We start from the raw sequence: 24,575 nt of genomic DNA on the forward strand, positions 1-24,575 counted from the left end.
CATTAAACAACGGGGCTGATTGCCAGCCCCGTTTTACATCCCTACCCCTGCTCCTTGCTCGCCTGCAACTGCCTGGCCTTTTCCATAAGCGCCGCTTTCTCTTCAGGTGTCATTGCATCCATGCGCAAACGTGCCTGGGCGACTCTCTCCAACTGCCCAGCGACAGTTTCACGCTCGCGCAGCTCCCGCGCCAATGCCGCCACGCTTGGGTGATCAAACACCACGCCGGGATGAATCTCGCATTGCAGCAGTTTGCGGATGCCTGCCACCAGCTTGATCACCAACAAGGAATGCCCGCCTGCGGCGAAAAAGTCCTCCTCGATGCTCAGCCGTTCCAACCCGACCAATTGGGCCATGCGCGTGGACAACAGGGTTTCAAGCGCATCCCGTGGCGCGACGTACACCGCCTGGGAAGCCACAGGTTGAGCGTGTTGCAGCGCCTTGCGGTCAACCTTGCCGTTTGGCAGGCGCGGCATGCGTTCAAGGCTCACAATCTGGCGCGGCACCATGGCCGCCGGGAGATGCTGGGCCAGTTGGTTTTTCAATTGAGGCCCTACGTCCTCTGCCGTCGCCGCACGCATTACCACAAACGCTTGCGGCTCCTCTTGCACCAGCACCACCACGGCCTCACTGACCTCGGGCAAACGCAGCAACTGCGCCTCTATCTCGGCCAGCTCAATGCGGAAACCACGCACCTTGACCTGATGATCGCGACGGCCATACAGCTGCACGCCCCCCTCCACCCGATAACGGGCCAGGTCTCCCGTGCGGTAAAGGCGCTCGCCGTCCACCAGCGGGCTATGGATAAACGCGTCTGCATCCGCCTCGCCCTGCAAGTAGCCTCGGCACAACTGATGGCCACCGATGAACAACTCACCGAGTTCACCCGTTGCCAGCAATTGCGCGTCGGCGCCCAGTACGAAGACTTGGTTTCCGGGAAGCACGTGGGTCAGCGGCACGCCATGGGACACGTCTTCCGCAGGCAGTAACGGATGCACCATCACGCCCACTGTCGCTTCGGTGGGGCCGTAATGGTTGAACACGCGACAGTCGGGCCGCAGCTGACGAATGCGCTGCACCAGGCTCACGCCGATGGCTTCACCGCCCAGCACCAGCGTGTCAGGCAATACGGCGGTATCAGCCTCAAGCAAGGCGGCCAGGTGCGAAGGCACGATTTTCAGGCAATCGATGCTGTTTTCCCGCAGGAACCCGGCGAAGCGCTGGGGATCTTGCAGGGTCGCATCGTCAGCTATATGCAAGGTCGCGCCGTTGTAGAGCGCGCCGAACAAGGCGGTGTTGCCCAGGTCCGCCGCTACCGTGGAACTAAAGGCAACGTGGCGGCAGGCGGACAGGCCCAGTTGCTGGCTGCTGCTCGCGGTGTAGTTGAGTAACGCGCCATGCTCGATCACCACGCCTTTGGGCTGGCCGGTGGAGCCGGAGGTGAACAGCACATAGGCGACGTCACGGGCCTGCACGGACACCGCCGGGGCCACCGTGGCATCCTGGGTTGATGCGCCCGGATTGAGCAGTTTGAACGCGGTCAGCGGGTCGTCCTGGCCTGGCGCGTGAGTCACCAGGATCAAGCTCGCGGCGGCGTGCCGTGCGATTTCAGCCTGGCGCGCCACTGGCCATTGCGGGTCCAGCGGCAGATAGGCTGCGCCCGCACGCCAGGTGGCAAGAATGGCGACGACCAGTTCCGCCGAACGCGGCAGCGCCAGGCCCACGATCGACCCAGCGCCCACACCCTGGCGCAGTAATTCGGCACTCAAGCGCGCAGTACGGGCATCCAGTTCAGCGTAGCTAAGGGCCTGGCCCGCAGCGACCAACGCCACGGCATCCGGCGTCTGATCAGCCCACGCAGCGATACGTTGCGGCAACAACTGCGGCGTTTGCATGATTTGCGCCGGCGGGTTCAGTGCCAGCAACCGGCTCTTTTCGTCGGCACCCAACAGGTTCAGGCGTGCAAGGGTTTCATCCGGTTTGTCGGCGATGCTGTGGAGCAACTCGCGGAGCTGGCCCAACAGCGTCTCGACGGCGGGCGCCGTATAGCGTGCGGGATTGAAGTCCAGTGATAAACCTTGAGGTTCGCCAGACGCTGCGATTTCCAACTGAAGGGCCAACTCGAATTCAGGCAGACGGGCCGGCAGGTCGCTGCCCACCCAAACCATCCCGGCCACTTCACGCGGTTCCGAAACCAACCGATTGCCAAAACCGACCGCAGGCGCGGCCTGTTGTGGGAATGACAACGGTGTCCAGTATTCCTGCCAGGTGCGGTGCTGATCCAACTGTGCGGCCAAGGTGGTCACCAGCTCACGGAAGGTGCTGGCCGGATCAATGCGAATCGCCAACGGCAGGGTTTTCTCGAACAGGCCCAGGCTGTGGCTGAAAAATTCATAATCCAGGCGCGCATCATGCCGCCATCCCGCCAGGAATGACTCCCGACCACTGATGCGTGCCAGCAGTACCCACCAGGCGGCGTGCATCAGCACGTCCAGCGGCAGCCCCGCCGTGCGCAGGCGAGCCAATAGCGATTGATCCAGTGGCACACTCAAGCGTTCTGCCGGCAGGACTTCTGCGCACGTCAGGCGATAGGGCAAGTCTGGCCCGCTGAGCAGCCCCTCGTACCCTTGCAGATACTGCTGCCAGTAAGCCTTGGCGGTGTCTGCGTCTTCGTCGAAGATCACCTCGCTGCGCCATTCCAGGTACTGGGAAAACTGCCCCGGCTCGTCCTCTTCAAACCCTTGCTGCCCATAAGCGGCCAACAACTCCTGCTGGATCAGGGCCAAGGTCCCGGCGTCGGCGGCGTAACGCGCCACGCCGATCAACAGTTGCCAGTGGTCCGTTTCCAGGCGCTGCAACAACGCACCGATCAGCGGCTGTTGCTGCTGCAACCACTGCTGTTGGCGTGCAATCACCTGTTGGGGCGACGCCACGTCGAGCCACTGGGTCAAGCTCACCGCTTGAGCCGGCGCGACCCGCTGGCGCAATCCGTGATAACCACTGACGGACGCAAACTGCGCACTCAATGCTTCGTGGCGCACCGCAAGGCTATCCAACGCGTGTTGCAGGCGCACCGGGTCCAGCTCGCCACGAATATCCAGTTTCAGGCAGTGGGTCAGATCCCCCCAGCTCGCCCCTTGTTGCCGTGCGTCCAGATGCTGTTGCTGCTCGACCAGCAACGCCAGTCCCGCGTCCACGGTTCCCTGTTGTGCAGTACTCATGCTCCGGCCTCTTCCTTTTCGGTCTCGCTATGCGCTAGGTGCAGCGCGCTGCGTTCAATCATTTCGCCCATTGCCACAACGATCTTGCGCGGTCCTTCGAAGGGATCACGTGCGTGGGCAGCCAGCATGTTGTCCAGCAGGATGACATCGCCCTTGTGCCAGTCGAACCGCACCGCGCAGGCTTCGTACAGCTCGCCCACCAAGGCCATGACTTCGTCTTCAATCGGCGAGCCATCGCCGTAGTACACGTGCCGAGGCATACGCTGCTCGCCGAACAGCACCAGCAAGTCTTCGCGCACATCCGGGTCCAGGCAGAAGATGTGGTGCAACTGAACCTGGTTGAAGAAGGTTTTTTCCCCCGTCACCGGGTGCCGGATGATCGCCGGGCACGGGGTGCGGATTTGCAGTTCATCGTTGTCCAGCCAGGTCCACGCGATGCCCGCTGCCCGGCAACGCGCCTCGACGTCGGCACGCACGTCGGTCTTGAAGAAGTGCTGCCAGGAAACGTCGAGCTTGTCGGCAAAGGTGCGCACGTACAGCAACCCCTTGTCCTCGAAGCGCTCGCGGATCGCCGCCGGCAACTTGAGGTACATCTGCCGGCAGTCCACCACCGGTGTGGCGCCGCCGATTGGGGATGGCTGTTCGCAGAAGAACAGCTGCTTGCGCGGCCAGCGGTCCTGATGGGAGCTTTCGTTATGGAACAGGATCATTTTCTTTTCGGGGTACGGCGTGGACCGGTAGGTGTTCTTACCGCCCTCTTTTTTCGGCAAGTCGCCATATTGGCCATAGAGGCCCGGCTGTACAGCTTCAGCAAACGCTTCGAAGTCATGAATATCGCGCAGGGCAAATCCACGGAACAGAATCCCCGCATGGCGAGCCAGTTTTTCTTCCACCAGGGCGCGGTTGTCCTTGATCCAGGCCACCAGGTCCAGGCCTGGATCAGTGGGTTCCATCAGCAATGGAAAATCCTGCCCGGGTACCAGCAGCGATTCACGCATCAACGCGCCGGCAGGCCTGTCGGTGCGGCTCTGGGATTTTTTCAGGAACTTGCCCAGCTTGTCGGCCTTGATGGCTGGCGGTACAGGCGTCGTGGTTTGTTCCAAGGTGTTGGTAGGCATGGTGATATCCCCTAATTGAATGTTCGGATCACACACAATCTGTTCAAGAATTCCCGTCCAGGCGTTGACGAATGACTCGATGCGTTGTTGTTCAAACAGGTCGCTGGCGTACTGCCAGGTACCGTGCAGGCCGCCTGCATCCTCATCGATGAACAGGGCCATATCGAACTTGGAGTAACCGCCACGAGTGGGCAGTACCTCAACCTCGATCCCGTCCATCTGGCCACCCTGCACCGGCAGGTTGTTCATCACGAACAACACCTGCACCAGTGGGTTGAAACCCCGTTGGCGCGGGCGCGGCGAGGCCTCCACAATCATGTCGAAGGGCAGGTCCTGATGATCGAAAGCGTCCAGCGCGGTGCCTTGGGTGGTGGCCAGGAAAGCGCTGAACGGTTGCTGCGCCACGAAGGTCGAGCGCAGCGGCAGAATGTTCACGAAGAAACCGATCAGACCTTCCAGCTCAGGCTGCTGGCGCCCGGCAACGTCGGCACCGACCAGCACGTCATCGCTGCCGCTGAGGCGATGCAGCAAAATCTGGAACGCGGCCAGCATCGTGCTGTACAGCGTGACACCGGCACGCGCCGACACCGCCTTAAGCCCTTCATGCAAGGCCACGGGCAGCGTGAAACCGAGGTCGCGACCTTCATGGGTCGGCGCCTGGGGGCGCGGTTGGTCGGTGGGCAGTTGCAACACGCCGCTGTGACCGGCCAGTGCCTGTTCCCAGTAACGCGCCTGCGCGGCCAGCACGCCGGTGCGTTGCAGTTGCTGTTGCCAGAGGGCGTAATCGGAATACTGGATCGGCAGCGACGGCAGCGGCTCAACGACCCCCGCCTTCGCCCGGCCATAGAAGCCCACCAGTTCATTGACCAGCACCGCCATGGACCAGCCATCGGAGATGATGTGGTGCATCGAATACAGCAACACATGTTCGGTGGGGCCCAGCTTGAGCACCTGTCCACGTAACAAAGGCGCGTGCAGCAGGCTGATGGATTGGCGGGTGTTCGCCTCAACGGCGACCGCGACCCGGCGCTGCTGTTCAGCGGGATCCAGGGACGACAGGTCCAGTAACGGCAAGTCGACCTCCACGTGCGCGGCGATGACGGCCTGCGGGTCACCCTCCTCGTCGGTGATGTAGGCCGTGCGCAGGGTTTCGTGGCGGGCAACCACCTGTGCCAGGCTGCTGACCAGCAGCGGCACCGACAACTCGCCGCGCAAGCGCACGGCCAGCGGCATGCCATAGGCGCCCCTGGCCTGCGACAGCTGCTCCACTACCCATAGCCGGCGTTGCACCAGGGACAGTGTCGCGCAGGTTTTTTCGCCGTGGGCCACTAACGGGCTGCGCGTCAGCGACTTGTCCTGCCCGGTGCGGGTGGAGATCGCCGCGATAAAGTCTGCCAGTCGCGGCGCGCCAAACAGGTCACGCAGGGTCAGGTCGCAGGCCAACAGCGCCTTCAAGCGTGCGACCACTTGGGTGGCCAATAGCGAATGCCCACCCAACTCAAAGAAGTGATCGTCCAGCCCGACCTGTTCCAGCCCCAGCACGTTTTGCCAAACCTCGGCGACCTGAATGTCCAGGGCCGTTCGGGGTGCCACATAGTGTTTTTGCCGTTGGCTGACATCCGGCTTTGGCAAGGCTTTACGGTCCAGTTTGCCGTTGGGGCTCAGGGGCAACACGTCGATCAGCATCAGGAAACTCGGCACCATGTAGTCCGGCAACGACTGACGCAACGCCGCCGTCAAGGCGTGCGCCTCCAGGGCATCCGACTGGGGCACGACATAGGCGACCAACTGCGCGCCGGTCGGCCCGTCCAGCGCAATCACCACCGCCTCGCGCACCTGAGGCATGGCTTGCAGACAGGCTTCGATTTCACCCATCTCGATCCGGAACCCACGGATTTTCACTTGATGGTCAATGCGGCCCACGTACTCCAGGGCCGCGTTGTCGTTGTAGCGAGCCAAGTCGCCGCTGCGGTAGAGCCGCGACCCCGGCACGCCGGAGAACGGGTCCGGCAAGAAGCGCTCGGCGGTCAGCGCCGGGCGATCGAAGTAGCCCTGGGCCAAGCCCGCCGCCGCACCGATGCACAGCTCGCCGACGCCGCAGGTCGGCAGCAATTCAAACCCGCTGTCCAGCACGTACAGCGCGCGCCCGTCGATCGCCCGCCCGATGGGCATGCCAAAGGCGTCATTGGCATCTGCAAGCTGGCAGTCATGCACGCTGGAGACCACGGTGGCTTCGGTCGGGCCATAGGTGTTCACCAGACGAACGTTGCCCAACCCAGCCTCGTGCCAGGCACGTACGCCCTCCACGGCCATGGCTTCGCCGCCGACATGCACTTGGCGCAAGTTGCCCAGGGCGCGGCCATCGACGGCGCACTCCTTGGCCAGCAAGTACCAATAGGCCGCGGGTAAGTCGGCCAGGGTCACGCCCTGCTCGACGATTTGCTGCGCCAGCAACCCGGCGTCCCACAGCTCATCGCCGCGCATGATCAGCGCCGCGCCGATGCACAGCGGCGGGTAGCATTGCTCGACAAACCCGTCGAAGCTGAACGTCGCAAATTGCAGCACGCGGTCGGCAGGCGTCAGCGCACTGTAATCGGCCGCTGTGTCGCAGAACTGGTCGAGTGCAGCATGGTCGATGGCCACACCCTTGGGTTGGCCGGTGGAGCCTGAGGTGTAGATCACATAAGCGAGGTCGGCGGCAGTGGCGCGGTTCGGTGGATTGGTCAACGGGTAGCCCGCCAGCTCTTCACCCTGTGCGCTGAACTCCACACGTTTGAGCCCATGGGGCAGCGGCAGATCAGCCAGCAAGCCGGTCTCGCTGAGCAACAGGTTCAGACGGCTGTCTGCCAACATGTAGCTCAGGCGCTCGGCTGGGTAGTTGGGGTCCAGCGGTACGTAGGCCGCGCCACTTTTGAGGACGGCCAGCAGGCTGACGATCAACTGCGGGCCACGCCGGGAAACCAGGCCTACCCGTTGGCCCGGGCCGACACCCTGCTCCAGCAGGCGGTGAGCCAGACGGTTAGCCCGCTGATTGAGCTGGGCGTAACTCAGGCGTTCACTGCCTGCCTGAACCGCCAACGCATCAGGGGTGGCTTGGGCTTGGGTGGCGATGCGCTCATGCACACGCATTGGCCGCGGCGCAGTACCAGGGGATTGGCTGATGGCGAGCAGCGAGGCTTGCGTGCTGTTGTCCAGCAGTTGCAGGGTACCGAGTGGCGCGTGGATATCCGCCACCCATTGCGCCAGCAGGTGCTGCAGGTTGGCGCTCAATTGCGCGACGTGTTGCTCGGTGAACCGCGCCCGGTCGTAGCTGAACTCCAGGCGCAAGCCGGTCCCCAGCTCGATGCCCAGGGTCAACGGGTAGTGGGTGCGCTCATGGTTGTGCATCTTGCCGAAGGTCAGGCCCGCTGGCGCGCCTTGCTTGAGCGCTTCGGCTACCGGGAAGTTTTCAAACACCAGCAAGGTGTCGAACAGTGCGGCACCTTGTTGACCGGCCCAGCCCTGGATGTCGTAAAGCGGTACGTGTTCATGGTCGCGCAGGCTGAGGTTCAGCGCTTGCAGCTCCGCGAGCCACGTGGCGGCGGACTGGGCCGGCGAGGCCGCGCTGATGATTGGCAACGTGTTGATAAACAGGCCCAGTTGCTGCTCGATACCCGGCAACGGCGCCGAACGCCCGGCAACAGTAGCACCGAAGGCCACGCAATCCTGGCCGGTGTAGCGTTGCAGCAAGAGGCTCCAGGCGCCTTGCAGCAGGGTGTTGAGGGTGACTTTGTGCTGGCGCGCGCAATCGCCGAGCGCGCGGGTGAATTGGCTGTCCAGGGTGGTGTGATGGTCGGCCATGCCCGCCCCTTCGACCGGCACGCGCAGTGCTTCAGCCAGCAGGGTTGGGGCTTGCAACGGTGCCAGGGCTTCGCGCCAGAACTTTTCGCCCGAGGCTTGCTGCTGCAGCCAACCCAAGTAATCGCGGAACTGCCCCAACGGTGCGGGCAAAACGTGGCCTGCGTAGTCGGCAATGACTTCGCCGAGCAACTGGGCATTGCTCCAGCCATCCATGAGGATGTGATGGCTGGTGAAAATCATGTGCCAGCCCGTACCGGCACCGCGCACCAACATCAGGCGAAACAGGGGCGCCGCGTTCAACTCAAAACCGCGCTGACGCTCGGCGTCGGCCAAGGCGTCGAGGTCAGCATGCGGGTCTTCGATCACGTGCAGCTGCAAATCGACCTGGCGCTGGATCACTTGATGGGCGCTGTCCAGGCCGAGCCAGTGGAAGCTGCTGCGCAAAATGTCATGCCGATCCAGCGCCGCCTGCCAGGCACGACCAAAGCTCAGCAGGTCGAGGCCTTCAATGTCCAGGCGCAGCTGGTTGATATAGGCCTGGGCTTCAGGCTCGTACAGGGTGTGGAACAGCATGCCTTGCTGCATGGGCGACAGCGGGTAGATATCGGCGATGGCCGGGCCGTCCACGGGCAAATCATCCAATTGCTGTTGGGTCAGGGTTGCCAGCGCAAAGTCCGACGGCGTCACCTGCCCGGCGGGTGTATCGCAGCAGTGCTGGATCAAGGCGTTGAGTTCGGCGGTGTAATCATCCGCCAGGCGCTGGATGGTCGACGCCTGGAACATCTCGCGGCTGAACCCCCATTGCAGCGCCAGTTCGCCGCCATACACCTGCCCTTCCACCGTCAGCCAGTTGGCCAATGGCGCTTCGGGGTCTTGGGCCTGGCCGCTGCCTTGGGTGGCGGGCACGAACAATGCGGACTCATCGAACTGGCGATCGAACTGGCCGAGGTAGTTGAACGTGATGCGCGGCGCGACCAGGCCCGCAAGGGCTTCACGCACCTGAGGCGCCGCCAGGTAGCGCAGCAGGCCGTAGCCCAGCCCCTTGTCGGGCACGGCACGCAGTTGCTCCTTGACCGACTTGATCGCGGTCGACAGCTCGCCGTCCGCCTGCAGACGTACAGGGAACAGGCTGGTAAACCAGCCAACAGTGCGGGTGAGGTCGACGGCGTCGAACAGATCTTCGCGACCGTGGCCTTCCAGTTGGATCAGCGCCGCAGCCTGCCCGCTCCACCGGCTGACTACCCGCGCCAACGCCGTCAGCAACAGGTCGTTGACCTGAGTGCGATAAGCCGCTGGCGCGTCTTGCAGCAACTGGCGGGTTTGCTCGACGTTGAGGCGGGATTCAAGCTTGCAGCCCAAGCGGTTTTGCAGCCCGCCGTGGGGGTTGTCGCACGGCAGCTCGGCGTCGACGGACTGCGCCTGCCAGTAAGGCAGTTGTTCGCTGAGGGTTTGCGCGTGGGTGTGCAGTTGGTTCGCCCAGGTTTGGTAGGCACTGGTCTTGGCCGGCAAGGATGCCTGGCGGTAAGCCTGTTGCAGGTCTTCCAGCAGGATGCGCCATGAAACCCCATCCACCACCAGGTGATGCACCACCAACAGCAAGCGCTGGGTGCCATCGGCCATGGAGACGAGGGCGGCGCGCAGCAGCGGGCCTTGCGTCAGGTCGAGGCTGCGCTGGGCTTCGTCGCATAGCGCGGCCAGTTGCGTATCGTCGGTGGCATGGGAGTGCCACAGCGCAGGCTCGTCGACGGGCGCAGCGTGGGTTTGCTGCCAGCCGTCGGGACGCTGCACAAAACGCAGGCGCAGGGCGTCGTGGTGGTTAATCAACTGCGTCAGCGCCGCTTCCAGGCGCACCGGGTCCAGGGCCTCGCGCGGGGTCAACAACAAGGATTGGTTCCAGTGGTGACGTGCCGGGATGGCCTGGGCGAAAAAGCTGTGCTGTACCGGCGTCAGCAGCACCTCGCCGCTGACCGGGCCTTGGTCGATAACGCTGGCCTGCTCAAAGGTGGCGACGAGGGCCAGGCTGCGCACGCTCTGGTACTGGAACAGGTCGCGCGGGCTGAGGCGAATCCCCGCCTGGCGCGCACGGCTGACCACTTGGATGGAGATGATCGAATCTCCACCCAACTCGAAAAAGTTGTCTTCCAGGCCGACCTGCTCGACGCCGAGTACGTCGCTCCAAATCGCTGCCAGGGCTTGTTGCAGTGGGTTTTGCGGGGCGATGTAGGCTTGTTGCGGCGCGGCATCCGGCAGCGGCAGCGCTTTGCGGTCGAGCTTGCCGTTGGCGGTCACCGGCAGCTTGGCCAGGTGCACCATGTGGGTGGGCACCATGTATTCCGGCAGGCTGCTGAGCAGCCAGGCCTTGAGGTCGGTCGGCGCTTCACCTTCCAGCACCAGGTAGGCCACCAATTGCTTGCCGCCCTGCACCAGCACCACCGCCTCACGCACGCCTGGGTGTTGCATCAGGCGCGTCTCGATTTCTCCCAACTCGATGCGCAGGCCGCGCAGCTTGACCTGATGGTCGAGCCGACCAAGGTAGTCGATCACGCCATCCTCACGCTGGCGCACGCGGTCACCCGTACGGTACAGACGCGCACCGTCACCGAAAGGGCTGGGCACGAAACGCTCGGCGGTCAGCGCCGGGCGACGGTGGTAACTGCGGGCCAGGCCGGTGCCGCCCAGGTACAGCTCGCCGGACACGCCGGCGGGCACCGGGTTGAGCTGCGCGTCGAGCACGTAGGTGCCAAGGTTGGCGATGGGGCGGCCAATGGGCACGGCGTCACGGCCTTCGTCGACGCAGGTCCAGTGGGTCACGTCGATGGCCGCTTCGGTCGGGCCATAGAGGTTGAACAACCCTGCCTGGGGAAGCTTGGCGAAGACTTGCAGTTGCGCATCCAGTGGCAAGGCTTCGCCGCTGCACACGATGCGCTTGAGGCTGGTGCAGCCCTGTACGCCCGGCTCATGGATAAACGCCTGGAGCATGGACGGTACGAAGTGCAAGGTGGTGATGCCGTGCTGGCCGATGGTCTCGATCAGACGCGCCGGCTCGCGGTGTTCGCCAGGGGCCGCGACTACCAGGCGCGCGCCGGTCATCAGCGGCCAGAAGAATTCCCACACCGACACGTCAAAGCTGAACGGAGTTTTTTGCAGTACCGCATCGCTGGCGTCCAGGCCGTAGGCTTGCTGCATCCAGCACAAACGGTTGACCAGCGCGCGGTGGCTGTTACCGGCACCCTTGGGCTTGCCGGTGGAACCGGAGGTGTAGATCACATAGGCCAGGTTCAGCCCGTGGATGCCTACGGCGGGCGATGCGCTGCTGTATTCGTCAAGCCAGCCAGGCGCCTGGTCCAGGGTGATCACCTGGATGCCTTCGGTGGGCAGCGACGGTACCAGGCTGTGCTGGCTGAGCAGCAGTTGGATGCCGCTGTCTTCGATCATGTAGGCCAGGCGTTCCTGGGGGTATTCAGGGTCAAGCGGGACGTAAGCGCCGCCAGCCTTGAGAATGGCCAGCAGGCCAACGACCATTTCCACGGAGCGCTCGACGCAGATCCCCACCAATGCATCGGGACCAACGCCCTGTTCGCGTAAGGCGTGAGCCAACTGGTTGGCACGGGCATCGAGCTGGGCGTAGGTCAGCGTTTGGGCACCAAACACCAGTGCCGGAGCGTGGGGTGTGGCCTGGACCTGGTCTTCGATCAGTTGATGAATGCCACGCTCAGTCGGATATGCCTCTGCGGTTTGATTCCAGGCCTCAACCAGCACCTGCTTCTCCTGGGTAGCCAGCATCGGCAACTCGCCGACGCGCTGCTCGCCATCAGCAACCATGGCCTGCAACAGGCTGATCCAGTGCCGGGCCATACGCGCGATGGACGGCGCGTCAAACAGGTCGTTGGCGTACGTCAGCGCGGCGTGCAGGGTGCCGGATTTTTCATACGTGTCGAGGGTCAGGTCGAACTGGGTGGTACGGCCTTGCCACTCCACCAACGCCAGCTCCAGGCCGGAGGCGGTACTGACCGATGCAATATCGGCCACCACCGGCTGGTGGTTGTACATCACTTGGAACAGCGGCGTATGGCTGAGGCTGCGCTCGACTTTCAGGGCTTCCACCAGACGCTCGAACGGCAGTTCCTGATGGGCCTGGGCGCCGAGGGCGTGCTCTTTGATGCCTTGCAGCAACTCAGCAACACGGGTTTGCCCGGTCAGCTCGGTACGCAACACCTGGGTGTTGACGAAAAACCCGATCAGCCCTTCGACTTCACTGCGGTTACGGTTGGCAATCGGCACGCCGACGCGGATATCGCTCTGGCCGGTGTAGCGGTGCAGCAGCACATTAAATGCACCGAGCAACAGCATGAACAGCGTGACGTTGTGCTTTTGCGCACAGGCGCGCAGTTGCGCCGCCAGTGCCGGCTCAATCGCGAAGTTATGGCGGGTGCCCTGATAGCTGGGCATGGCCGGGCGCGGACGGTCCGTCGGCAGTTCCAGCACCGGGTGCTCATCGCCCAGGCGCGCCTGCCAGTACTCCAATTGACGGGCCTGCTCCCCCGCTTCCAACCAGCGGCGTTGCCACAGGGCGTAGTCGCTGTATTGGATCGGCAGCGCCGGCAATTGCGGTGCCTCGTTGCGCTCATGGGCGTCGTAAAAGCGGATGAACTCGTCGATCAGCACATTCATCGACCAACCGTCGGAGACGATGTGGTGCAGGGTCAGCAGCAGGACATGCTCCTGGGCGCCAAGCTTGAGCAATTGCACACGCAGCAGCGGGCCGTGCTCCAGGTCGAATGGCAGCAGCGACTGGCGGGTGGCTGCGTCATTCACTGCCTGCTCGCGTTCCGCCGGGGCCAGGTCAGTCAGGTCGAGTTGCTCAACGGCCAATGAGGGTTGAACGGCGACTTGCAACAGGCGCTCATCGGCCTGGCGCTGGAACACCGTACGCAGGGTCTCGTGACGCGCCACCAGGCTGGCGAATGCCTGCTCCATCGCGCTTAAGCTCAGCGCTCCCTTGAGTCTCACCGCCCCCGGCAGGTTGTAAGCGCCGCTGGCCGGGTCCAATTGCCACAGGAACCACATGCGTTGCTGTGCGTAGGACAGTGCCTGACGGTCCTCCACCTCCACCCCGGCTGGAATCGGAAACCGGGAGAAATCCACCCCTTCTTTCTGCAGTGCTTGCAGGAACAGCTGGCGTTTTTCCAGGGGCAACCCGATAAACCGGCGAGCAAGTTTCAAGGAGTCTTCAGCATTCATTTGTTGGAGTCCGGAGCAATAGGCAGGAAGCACAAAGGCACGTCGTCCCTATAAAACGAACCGGAGAGGGAAAAATTAGCGGCGGGTGGAGGGGTTGGAGCGAGGGGTCATCAAGGGTTACGTCAATCCCGGGAAACCCGTGCAAAAGCGAGAATGATCACGTTGCACAGGCCCTGCCCCGGCAATGCACTGAAGCACTGCATTCGGCGCCGAATCATCGAACCATTGCGTTCAGGAGAACTGATTACGTGAACAACCAACTCAAACGAAAAGCCTGCATCGGCTCCATAGAGGCCAGCCTTGAAGGTAACTGCCTGTTCGGCAAGATCCTGTTCATCAAGGCGCTGAACGCATTCCTGCAACATCACAGCACAGAGGCATGCTCAGCGATGGGTTGATCAACCCAACCGCCGGTACCCCAACACCGCCGAGCCCAACACCACCGCGCCCGCCGCCAACGCCACCCAGAACCCGCTGGCGGCGCCAAAGTGGTCGATCATCCAACCGGAACTGGCGGCACCAATGGCCACGCCGATGCTGAGGCCGGTGATCAGCCACGTCATGCCTTCGGTCAGGCGGCTGGCGGGGACGATCCGCTCCACCAGCGCCATGGACACGATCAGGGTCGGGGCAAAGAACAGGCCGGAGATAAAGATCGCCACCGCCAGGCCTGGAATGTTGGTGACCAGCAGCAACGGCAAGGTGGTCAACGCCGTGGCCACGCCGCAGAACAGAAACTGGCGCGGCAGCGGCGCCTTGAGCTTGAGAGTGCCGAAGGCGAGTCCCGCCAGGCATGAACCGATGGCGTACACCGAGAGCACGATGCTCGCCGCCGCCGGCTGACCCTGGTGTTGGGCAAAGGCCACGCTGACCACATCCACCACACCCACGATCACGCCCATGGCCAGCAAGAGGATCATCAGGATCAATACCGACGGTGACGCGATCAGCCAGCCGGCATGGTGATCGTGGTGCTCATGCACCGGGGGTTCGGTCGCTCGTTGCAGGACGAACGTGGTGACGCCCACCGCCAGCAACAACGCGGCCACCAGCGGCCCGGCTTCGGGAAACAGCACCACGCTCAAGCCCACTGAAATCGGCGGGCCGACGATAAAGCACACCTCATCCAGCACCGACTCCAGGGCAAAAGCGGTTTGCAGCTTGGGCTGGCCTCGGTACAACTCGGTCCAACGGGCCCGCACCATCGCCGACATGTTCGGCATGCAACCGGCCAAGGCGGCAGACAGGAACAGCGTCCAGGTCGGCGCCTGCAACCGCGTGCACAGCAACAGCATCAGCAGCGCCCCGCCACCGATCAACGCGGCAATCGGCAGCACCCGGCCCTGGCTGTAGCGGTCCACCAGCCGTGATACCTGTGGCGCACAAATCGCCGTAGCCAACGCGAATACCGCCGCCACCGAGCCTGCCAGGCCGTAGCCGCCATGCACCTGGGAAAGCATGGTGATAATGCCGATACCGGTCATGGACACCGGCATACGCGCCAGCATGCCGGCCAATACAAAAGCCCGGGCGCCAGGGACTTGGAATAACTCGGCGTAGGGGTTTGCCATGACTTAAACGCCTTCTGTCCTTAAATTGCGCATCCTTTTATCACACCAACCGCTTGATCTGTTTATGCCGCCACACCAACCGGTAATACGCGGTCTGCAACCCCAGCATCGCCAGATACGTCACCGGAAACGCCATCCACACACCTTCCAGGCCGAAGTGGGCGTTGAGCAGGTACGCCATCGGCAGCTCCACACACAGCACGCAGAAGATCGAGATCGCCACCGGCATCAGCACCACGCCGCTGGCACGCATGATCCCGCCGATCACGGCCTGGAAGCCGAACACGAGGATGCTCCACAACATGATGTGCAGCAGGTGCTCGGCATTCACGCGTGCGGCGTCATCGGTGATGAACAGCCCGAGCAACCAGTGGGATAACAAGTAGCCCAGCACAATCAGACCACCGGTCAGGCAGGTGTTGATCAGCAACCCGGTACGAAGAATCGGCCCGATGCGCTCCAGGCGCCCGGCGCCAATCGCCTGGGCGCCGAGGATCGAGGCAGTGATGGCAATCGACAGGGCCGGAAATTGCACGTAGTTGACGATCTGCGTCACCGCCCCATAGGCCGCCGTGGCCTGGGAACCATGGCTATTGACCAACGCCAGGATGACCAGCTCCGAGAGCGACAGCACCACCATCTGCAAGCCGGTGGGCAGGCCGATACGCAGGACTTTACCGAGGATGACGCGGTCCAGGCGCAAGGCCGCGAGCAGTTCGCGATCCGGCGCCATCACGTGGTTTTTATGGCGCAGGCGCAGGACCAGAAACAGCATCGCCGAGGCATTTCCCACCAGGCCCGCGTACACCGCGCTCTGGATGCCCAGGGGCGGCAGGCCGATCCAGCCGCGAATCAACGCCGGGGTCAGCAACAGGCCGACCAGGGTCGAGACCATCAACGCGAGCAAGGGCGAAATCGTATCGCTGACGCCCCGCAGCAATTGGGTGTAAAGGATGAAGACCAGCAACAGCGGCATGATCAGCATCATCATCTGGGCATAGCCGACTGCGTCGTCGAGCACGTCAACCGGCGTGCCCAATGCCTGCAACGCCGGGCGCGCAAACAGACTGCCCAACACCGCCGCGATCAAGCCCACCAGCGCGCCAAGGGTCAGCGTCGCGCCGGTAATCGACTTGACCATCGCGGTTTCCTGGGCACCCCAGGCCTGCCCGATCAACACCGACGCACCCGCCCCCAGGCCGATCACCAGGGCAATGAAGAAAAACACGATGGGGAACATCCCCGACACCGCCGCCAGGGCCTGAGTGCCGAGCATCTGCCCGACATAAATGCCGTTGAGCGTGCCGGAAAAACTCTGCAGGAAGTTGGACAGCACCATCGGTGCCAGAAAGATCAGATAGACCTGCCACAGCGGGCGTTGCAAAGGGCTTTGCATGAGAAACGGGGCCTCGAAGAACTAAAGCGTCCGAGGTTTATACCGCATGTGGATCCAATGTTCCTGCGGTTTATCGAGGCATGCCGTCGAACAGTGGGCAACCTGAATGGGCAACTGTTTTTTTGTCGTGAGCAAGCTCGCCCCGCTCACGACAAAGGCTATGGCGCAACCGGCAGCGCACGCTTGTGTGCGGTCTTGAGATAGGCCGATTCAACGATGTCCCTCACCCGCTCACTCACCGGCTCGCCCATCAGGTACGCATCGATCTCTTCGTACGTGCAGCCATAAGCCTGTTCATCCAGCTTGCCCGGTGCCAGTTCTTCGAGGTCGGCTGTGGGCTGCTTGTGCACCAGGTTCGTCGGTGCCCCAAGGGAACTGGCCAACAGGCGCACCTGGGTTTTGGTCAGTCCGGACAATGGCGCCAGGTCGCAGGCGCCGTCACCGAACTTGGTGAAAAACCCCATCAGAGCTTCGGCGCCATGGTCGGTGCCGACCACCAGGCCATTGTGCAAGTTGGCCACGGCATACTGCGCGATCATGCGGGTGCGGGCCTTGACGTTGCCTTTGATGAAGTCCACTTGTGCGGCGCTGGCGTCGGTGGCGGTGAGGCTGGCCATCAGGCCGTCGACGCTGGCGGCGATGTTCAGGGTGTCGATGTGGTCCGGAGTGATGAAATCCAGCGAGGCCTGGGCGTCGCGCTCATCGGCCTGGGTCTTGTAGGGCAGGCGCATGGCGATAAAGCGCGCGGCGTAATCCTCTGCCCGCAGTTGCTCAACCGCCAACTGGCACAGGCGGCCGGCGGTCAGGGAATCCACGCCACCGCTGATGCCCAGCACCAGGGCTTTGCAGCCCGACTGGCGCAACGTGGTCTTGATGAAATCGATGCGCCGTTGGATTTCCCTGGCCTCACCGCCCTTCACCAGTTGCCGGTTGATATTCAGTTCCTGCGCGATACGGTCTTGCATGTCACACCTCCACGTTGCCGACATTGAATACCTTCGCTGCGTACTGCAAAAACGAGGGGTCTTCGCAGACGTTCTTCACCGGGTCATCGGAGAACTTCACCACCGGTTCGCCGTGCACCCGTACCAGCTTCATAACGATGCTCAGCGGTTCGACGCCGTCCACATCGCAAGCAAGGCTGGTGCCCATGCCGAAACCGAACTTGGCCTTGCCACGGATGTGCCGCAGGATCGGCAGGCATTTTTCGAAGTTCAGGCCGTCGGAGAACATCAGGTCCTTGGTCATCGGGTCGATGCCCAGCTGTTTGTAGCGAGCCAGCACCTTGTCGGCCCAGGCGATGGGGTCACCGGAGTCCTGGCGCAGGCCGTCGTAGAGCTTGGCGAAGTACAGGTCGAAGTCCTTGAGGAAAAAGTCGGTGCTGATGCAGTCGGTCAAGGCGATGCCGAGACGGCCACGGTATTCATGCACCCAGTTCTCCAGGGCGGCGTTCTGGCTTTCGCGCAAGCGCCCCAATTGCTGGTGCACCATCAGCCATTGGTGGGCCATGGTGCCGATCAGCGGCAAGTCGAATTCATACGCCAGGTGCGCGTTGCTGGTGCCAACGAACTGGCCGGGGAAGTCGCGGCGCATGATGTCCACCACTTCGCGCTGGGCCTTGAAGGACAGACGGCGACGGGTCGAGAAGTCGGAGACGCGCAGGTCGGCCAACTCGTCGCGGCTGAGGTTTTTCTCCAGCCAGTCGAACTTCTGGTACAGCTTGCGGGTGACGTCTTCCAGGGTCACATCCGGGTATTTGTCGCGGTTGCGCAGTTCGCTGACCAACGCGAGCACCGGCTGTTCGAACATGATGCAGTGCAGCATCGGGCCGACCACGCGGATGTTCAATTGGCCATCGACTTCGCTGACGTGGATATAACGCAGGTTGAAGCGGAACAGGCCCAGGAAGCGCTCGTAGTCCGGGGTGAGGTACTCGCGAAAGCGTGGGTTGAACAGAAAGCGCAGCTCGCCTTCACGCACCTGCAGGCTGGCGAGTTTGTCCAACTCGGCGCGCAACTGCGGGATCAAGTGGCCGAGTTTTTCCTTGGAGCGGACGATGAAGTTGTATTCCACATCGACGTTGGGGTACTGGTGCAACACCGCCTGCATCATGGTGAAGGTGTAGTAGTCGGTGTCGAGCAGGCCCTGGATGACCGGGGCGTCGTAGTCGTAGGCACTTTCCATGGTAAATCTCCTTAACGCGCGGCCATCGCGGCCAGTTCTTCGCGGGTGCGGCTGATGCCGGCACCAGCCTTGAGCAACTCATTGATAGCCTGTACGCCGCCCTCCTCGCTGATACCGCGGCACGCCGGCAGGTGCAGCACGACTTCCAGGCCGGCCTTGAGCAATTGCAGTGCGGTGGTTTTGACACAGTAGTCCAGGGCCAGGCCGCCAACGATCACACGGGTGACACCTTGAGCCTTGAGGTACTCGATGACTCCGGTGGACAGCTTGTCGTGCAGGTCGTGGTAGCAAGCACCGTAGGGGTGCAGGTCAGGCTCGACGCCTTTCCAGATGAAGTAGTCGTAGTCATAGGGCGTGGGCAGTTCGTCGAGCAACGTGAAACCTTCAGTGCCCGGTACGCAGTGGCTGACCCATGTGAGGTCGGCGTGGGTCAGGCCGGTGGGTTGCAGCATCTCGCTGGGCTGCGCGACCACCCAGGGTGCTTGCGGGGTGTGGGCGTCCTTGCTGCCGACGCGATAGCCGGCGAGGCTGGCCATGTAGTTGAGTTCGGCACCGATCTGGTCACCACCGGCCACAGGCAATTCGTTGGGGCACAGCGGCGTGAAGCTCTTCTGAGGATCGACATCGAAAGAAGCAAGGGCAGTTTTCGCAAGGGTCATGGCTGTTCTCCTGTGGCCTGGAAACAAAAGTACACGTCATGTACTTTCATTGCAAGAAACATTTATTTATCTATTCGCCTTCAAGCACATGACATATCTTTTCGATCCGTTAGACTGAGCCCTCTTCGCCGTTCAGAAGGATTTCATATGCCACTTAGCGCCTACCTCCACACCGTCGACCTCTGCGTGCTTTTTTACTGCCGCGCGACCGGGGAACTGAAACTGTTGCTGAACAAGCGCGACGCCGAGCCCTTCGCCGGGCATTGGGCGTTGCCGGGCGTGGTGGTGAATGGCGGCGTGCAAGATCTGAGCCTCCAGGATGCGGTGGAACGCTTGCGAACCAGCGACAAGGTCGGTCTGGAGCTGGCCTGGAGCGAGCAAGTGGGCACGGTGGGCGATGCGTTTCGCGACCCGCGTTGCTGGTCGTCATCAACGTACTACTTGGCGATCGTCGCGGATGAGGTGCAACTGGGGGAGCATCAAGGCTGGTTTGGGTTGAGGGCGGTGGCGGACGGCAGCATCAAGTTGCCGTTCGATCACAACAGCATCGTCGCGGCCGTGCAGGAGCGGCTGTTCTCCAAGTCGCTGTACAGCAGCTTGCCGCTGATGTTCCTGGGCAATGAGTTCAGCGCGCCGGAGGCGACCACGATCTTTTCCCTGGTGCTGGAGCGGCCGGTGCTCAAGACCAGTATTCGCCAGCGTTTGTTGAAGCTGACGGAGGCGGGATATTTGCGCGAGACGGGGCGCAAGAAGCATGGCGAGGGCGGCAGGCCCCAGGCCACGGTGGAAAACTTGAAGCCTGGGGCGGTTTACTTCTTTGATCGCAGTTTTGCCGACTAATCACCCTTTTCAAGCGCGATGAGGTTCAAATGTGGGAGGGGGCTTGCTCCCGATAGCAGTGTGACAGTCCGCAAATAAAGTGACTGATCCTCCGCTATCGGGAGCAAGCCCCCTCCCCCAGTTTTGATTGGGGTATGGCGTTAGCTCATCCAATTGCCGCCGTCGACGTTGTAGGTCTGGGCCACCACATAATCAGCCTCCTTCGACGCCAGGAAGATTGCCATTCCGGTGAGGTCTTCAGCCGTACCCATCCGCCCAAACGGCACCTCTGCCCCCACCCGCCGCTTCTTCTCGCCAGGCGCCAGCCCTTCATGCTTGGCGAACAGCGCATCTACCCCGTCCCAATGCTCTCCATCCACCACACCGGGGGCAATGGCGTTGACGTTGATCCCTTGCTTGATCAGGTTCAACCCCGCCGATTGCGTAAGGCTGATCACCGCTGCCTTGGTCGCGCAGTACACCGCCACCAACGCCTCACCGCGCCGCCCGGCCTGGCTGGCCATGTTGATGATTTTGCCGCCGTGGCCCTGGCGGATCATCTGCCGGGCCGCGGCCTGCAAGGTGAACAGCGTGCCGGCGACATTGATCGCGAACAGCCGCTCGAAGCTGTCGCGGGTGATGTCGACGATGGGCGCCAGGTCGAACAGCGCTGCGTTGTTGACCAGGATATCCAGCTTCCCGACATGGGCCACCACGGCGGCAATCGCGCCATCGATGGAGGCTTGGTCAGTGACATCCATCGCGACCGCGTAGGCCTGAGGGCCCAGCTCGGCGGCAGTTTGCTGGGCGCGTTGCAGGTTGATGTCGGCAATGGCAACCGTCGCGCCTTCATTGATGTAGGCCAGGGCAAACGCGCGGCCAATCCCGCGCGCCGATCCAGTGATCAGCGCGCTTTTACCTTCCAGTCGTTTCATGGGTGTTGTCCGTCAAGGTTACTTGGGATAGCCGGCGCGTTTCATTTCGCGCTCGGTAGTGGACTGCGCCTGCAACAAGGCCTGGTCAACCGTCATGCCACCGGTAAGCGCCGCTGAAAACAGCTTGCCGACCGAGGTGCCGATGGCCTGGAACTCGGGGATGGTCACATATTGGATGCCCACGTAAGGCACCGGTTTGGCTGAAGGATGGGCGGGGTCGGCGTGTTTCATCATCTCCAGCGTCACCTGGGCAAACGGCGCGGCCTTGAGGTAAGCCTCGTTGTAAGTGGATTGGCGCGTGCCCGGCGGTACGTTGGTGATGCCCTCTTTATCGGCGACCAGTTGGATGTAGTCCTTGGAAGTGGCCCAGGTGATAAAGGCCTTGGCGGCGTCCTTGTGCTTGGAAGTGGCCGGGATCGCCAGGGACCAGGCGTAGAGCCAGGATGAACCTTTGTCGGTCACCTCAGTAGGCGCGGCAGCGAAACCGACGCTGTCGGCAACCTTGCTCTGGCTGGTATCGGTGGTGAAGGAACCGGCGACGCTGGCGTCGACCCAGATCGCGCACTTACCACTGTTGAACAGCGCCAAGGTCTCGTTGAACCCGTTGCTCGACACGCCTGGCGGGCCGTATTGCTTGAGGGTATTGACGTAGAAGTTGGCGGCGGCGGTCCATTCGGGGCTGGTCAGCTCGGGCTTCCATTGTTCGTCGAACCAGCGCGCACCAAAGGCGTTGGCCATGGTACTCAACAGCGCGATGTTCTCCCCCCAGCCGGCCTTGCCCCGCAGGCACATGCCGTACTGACCCTTGTCCTTGGCGGTGAGTTTGGCGGCGAACTCGCCGAGTTGGGTCCAGGTGGGATGCGCGGGCATGCTCAGGCCGGCGCTCTTGAACAGGTCAGTGCGGTAGTAGGTGACGGTGCTTTCGCCGTAGAACGGCAAGGCGTAGAGGGTGTTATTGACCGACAGGCCCTGGCGCACTGAGGGGAAGATATCGTCGGCGTCGTAATCGGCCGGCAGCTCGGTCAACGGTTCCAGCCATTGTTTGGCGCCCCACAACGGGGTTTCGTAGGTGCCGATGGTCAGCACATCGAACTGCCCGCCCTGGGTGGCGATATCGGTGGTGAGGCGTTGGCGCAGAACGTTTTCTTCAAGCACTACCCAGTTAAGTTTGATGCCAGGGTGCTGCTCTTCGAACACCTTGGACAGGCGCTGCATGCGGATCATGTCGCTGTTGTTGACCGTGGCGATGGTCACGGTGTCGGCCGCATGGCCGGGTATAGCCATAGCCAGGCCGGACAGCAGTAACAGTGCTTTGGGAAGCGTTAACATGGCGGTTTCCACCTGTTGTTTTTGTTGTTGAGCACCGATTACAGCAGCTTGGCCAAGCCCTCACAAACGCCTGGCGAATGCGCGGCTGATACTTTTTTAACCGCACACTCAGGATCAAAAAAGTATCAGTGCCGGGCGAAAGCGGGGGTAGCCTGCCCCGTGCAAACCCGCGTATTTTGGTGTAATCCAACGCACAAGAGGCAGCACCATGCCCGTCAGCCGCGCCACACTGTTCGAGCACCGTCCCGCGGAACTCGAAGTGATCTTGCCCGAACCCGACCACTGCTTTCGTTGGTTCGAACACGATTACCCCTATGATCTGGCGCGCTGGAACCACCATCCCGAATTTGAAATCCACCTGATCCGCCAAGGCACCGGCAAGCTGGTGGCGGGCGACTATATCGGTGCATTCAGCGCCGGCCATGTCGCATTGATCGGCCCGGACCTGCCCCACGACTGGATAGGCGAACTGGCCCCCGGCGAACACTTGAGCGGGCGCGATGTGGTGCTGCAATTCGATGGCGCCGCCCTGCTCGCCTTGCGCAATACCCTGCCGGAACTCGGGGATTTGCAGCCGCTGTTCGAACAGGCCCGGCGCGGCCTGGAGTTCACCGGTGACAGCGCCGCAAAGGCTGCGCACCTGCTGGAAGCCATCGGTAGTGCCCATGGCCTGCAACGGCTGATCCTGTTCCTGCAATTGCTCGACACCTTGAAAAACGCGCCGCCCATCCAGGTCAAGGCACTGGCCAGTCCCTGCTACGCGCCCACGCTGGATGCCCGCAGCGCTGAACGCATCAACAAGGCCTTCGACTACCTGATGCGCGAACTCACCGGCGACGTGCGCCTGTCGGTCATCGCTCAGCAACTGGAGATGAGCGAACCGGGATTCTCGCGGTTCTTCAAACGCAACACCGGCCACGGTTTTATCGACCTGATGCGCAAATTTCGCGTGCAGCGCGCGTGCCGGCTGTTGCTGCACAGTGAACGGTCGGTGGCGGATATCTGCTTTGAAGTGGGCTACGCCAACCTGTCCAATTTCAACCGGCACTTTCGGATCGAGATGAACCAGACGCCGAGCGAATATCGCCGCGACACCGCGATGCATCTGTTCAATCCCATTGAACAAATGACACCCAGTCATTTCTGATCAAAAGGTCGACTAATTCGCCTTTTTTCTAGGCCATTCAAGCCATTGGGCAAAGTTGGTACAGCCTGTGCAAACGTTTGCGGTACGAACTTGACCGCCAAGTTCCCCCTTACCTGAGCAATCGGGTTCAAACCGCGTACGAATAGGGACTTTCAATGCACCTCACCTCAAGGCCTCGCGCCTGCTTTGGTGTTTCCTTGCTACTGGCCGCCGTTACGGGAGTACTCAGCACACCCATTTTGGCGCAGGAAACACCTGCCAATGACTCAGCACAGGGCGAAACCCTCAGCCCTGAAGCCACCCAATCGAATAAAGGCCCTTACCTGTCGCAATGGTTCAACCAGGACCTGACGCTGATCGGCAGCAAAGACATCAGCTTCGGCCCCAAGCCGTCCGATGACATTTACCTGGAATACGAGTACTTCGGCCGCAAAGGGCCCTTCGAGCTGTATGGCTACATCGACGTGCCGAAGATCCTCGGCATTGGCAACAGCAACGACAAAGGCGCATGGGACCACGGCTCGCCGGTGTTCATGGAGCATGAGCCGCGCATCTCCATCGACTACCTGGCCGGTCGCAGCCTGGCCATCGGGCCGTTCAAGGAATGGTACGTGGCGTTCGACTGGATCTACGACCACGGCAGCAACAAGGAAAACCGCGCCAACACCCTGTACAGCGGCCTGGGCACCGACATCGACACCCACTCGCGGGTCAACCTGTCGGCTAACTTCTATGGGCGCTACCAGTGGGAAAACTACGGTGCCAGCAATGAGTATTCCTGGGACGGCTATCGCGCCCAGATGAAGTACATCGTGCCCATCGGCAAGTTCGACAACGGCGCTTCGCTGACCTACATCGGCTTCACCAACTACGATTTCGGCTCCAACCTGCACAAGGACAACCCGGCGCGCACCGCCAATTCAATGGTGGCGACCAACGTGCTGCTGTACTCGTTCACCCACCTGCGCTTCACGCTGGTCGGGCGCTACTTCCATAACGGCGGCAACTGGGAAGATGGCAGCGAGTTGAATTTCGGCGAAGGCAACTTCCGCGCCCGCTCCGATGGCTGGGGCTACTACGCCGGTGTCGGCTACCAATTCTGATCAAGGAGCATG

12 protein-coding genes and 1 pseudogene are annotated in these 24,575 nt (G+C 62.2%); 4 read left to right on the forward strand and 9 right to left on the reverse strand.

Going from position 1 to position 24,575, the window contains the following annotated elements:
- Positions 1-41: 41 nt before the first annotated feature.
- The gene (locus tag G9Q84_RS26055) at positions 42-3,221 is read right to left on the reverse strand and encodes a non-ribosomal peptide synthetase (protein ID WP_181644313.1); all 3,180 of its coding nucleotides are present in this window, start codon (positions 3,219-3,221) and stop codon (positions 42-44) included.
- A complete protein-coding gene (locus G9Q84_RS26060) occupies positions 3,218-13,420 on the reverse strand; it encodes a non-ribosomal peptide synthetase (RefSeq protein ID WP_181644314.1) in 10,203 nt (3,400 codons plus the stop codon). The genes G9Q84_RS26055 and G9Q84_RS26060 overlap by 4 nt, the downstream gene beginning before the upstream one ends.
- 248 nt (positions 13,421-13,668) lie before the next feature.
- On the opposite strand from G9Q84_RS26060, the pseudogene G9Q84_RS26065 reads away from it, so the two are divergent.
- Positions 13,669-13,776, forward strand: a pseudogene (locus G9Q84_RS26065) (type II toxin-antitoxin system HicB family antitoxin); the annotation flags it as partial.
- A gap of 42 nt (positions 13,777-13,818) precedes the next feature.
- On the opposite strand, the gene G9Q84_RS26070 reads toward G9Q84_RS26065, so the two are convergent.
- The 5 genes from G9Q84_RS26070 to G9Q84_RS26090 form a co-directional block, all read right to left on the reverse strand.
- Positions 13,819-14,991 (reverse strand): MFS transporter, encoded by a 1,173-nt coding sequence (locus G9Q84_RS26070; protein ID WP_032885341.1) that lies wholly within the window; start codon positions 14,989-14,991, stop codon positions 13,819-13,821.
- 40 nt (positions 14,992-15,031) lie between these two features.
- Positions 15,032-16,387, reverse strand: a complete 1,356-nt coding sequence (locus G9Q84_RS26075) for an MATE family efflux transporter (protein WP_032885342.1) — start codon at positions 16,385-16,387, stop codon at positions 15,032-15,034.
- A 158-nt stretch (positions 16,388-16,545) separates the two neighbouring features.
- On the reverse strand, positions 16,546-17,352 hold the full coding sequence (gene nadE / locus G9Q84_RS26080; RefSeq protein WP_181644315.1) for an ammonia-dependent NAD(+) synthetase: 807 nt from the start codon (positions 17,350-17,352) through the stop codon (positions 16,546-16,548).
- 1 nt (position 17,353) lies between these two features.
- A complete protein-coding gene (pncB, locus tag G9Q84_RS26085) occupies positions 17,354-18,571 on the reverse strand; it encodes a nicotinate phosphoribosyltransferase (protein ID WP_032885346.1) in 1,218 nt (405 codons plus the stop codon).
- 11 nt (positions 18,572-18,582) lie between these two features.
- Complete coding sequence (locus G9Q84_RS26090) at positions 18,583-19,230, reverse strand: nicotinamidase (protein WP_181644316.1); 648 nt, start codon at positions 19,228-19,230, stop codon at positions 18,583-18,585.
- 147 nt (positions 19,231-19,377) lie between these two features.
- Between G9Q84_RS26090 and G9Q84_RS26095 the strand changes: the two genes are divergently transcribed.
- Positions 19,378-20,070, forward strand: coding sequence for an NUDIX hydrolase (locus tag G9Q84_RS26095; protein WP_099601598.1), 693 nt, complete (start codon positions 19,378-19,380; stop codon positions 20,068-20,070).
- Positions 20,071-20,210: 140 nt separating this feature from the next.
- Here the strand turns inward: G9Q84_RS26095 and G9Q84_RS26100 are convergent, their stop codons facing one another.
- Both G9Q84_RS26100 and G9Q84_RS26105 read right to left on the reverse strand, forming a co-directional pair.
- Positions 20,211-20,984 (reverse strand): L-iditol 2-dehydrogenase, encoded by a 774-nt coding sequence (locus G9Q84_RS26100; RefSeq protein ID WP_032885349.1) that lies wholly within the window; start codon positions 20,982-20,984, stop codon positions 20,211-20,213.
- Between the two features lie 18 nt (positions 20,985-21,002).
- Entirely contained in the window at positions 21,003-22,268 is a 1,266-nt protein-coding gene (locus tag G9Q84_RS26105; RefSeq protein ID WP_371854025.1) for an ABC transporter substrate-binding protein, read from the reverse strand.
- Between the two features lie 253 nt (positions 22,269-22,521).
- Between G9Q84_RS26105 and G9Q84_RS26110 the strand changes: the two genes are divergently transcribed.
- Both G9Q84_RS26110 and G9Q84_RS26115 read left to right on the forward strand, forming a co-directional pair.
- Complete coding sequence (locus tag G9Q84_RS26110; protein WP_181644317.1) at positions 22,522-23,460, forward strand: AraC family transcriptional regulator; 939 nt, start codon at positions 22,522-22,524, stop codon at positions 23,458-23,460.
- Between the two features lie 155 nt (positions 23,461-23,615).
- The gene (locus G9Q84_RS26115; protein ID WP_032885352.1) at positions 23,616-24,563 is read left to right on the forward strand and encodes a nucleoside-specific channel-forming protein Tsx; all 948 of its coding nucleotides are present in this window, start codon (positions 23,616-23,618) and stop codon (positions 24,561-24,563) included.
- The last annotated feature ends 12 nt before the right edge of the window (positions 24,564-24,575 follow it).

The sequence above is a fragment of the Pseudomonas sivasensis genome (assembly GCF_013778505.1).
Lineage (GTDB): Bacteria > Pseudomonadota > Gammaproteobacteria > Pseudomonadales > Pseudomonadaceae > Aquipseudomonas > Aquipseudomonas sivasensis.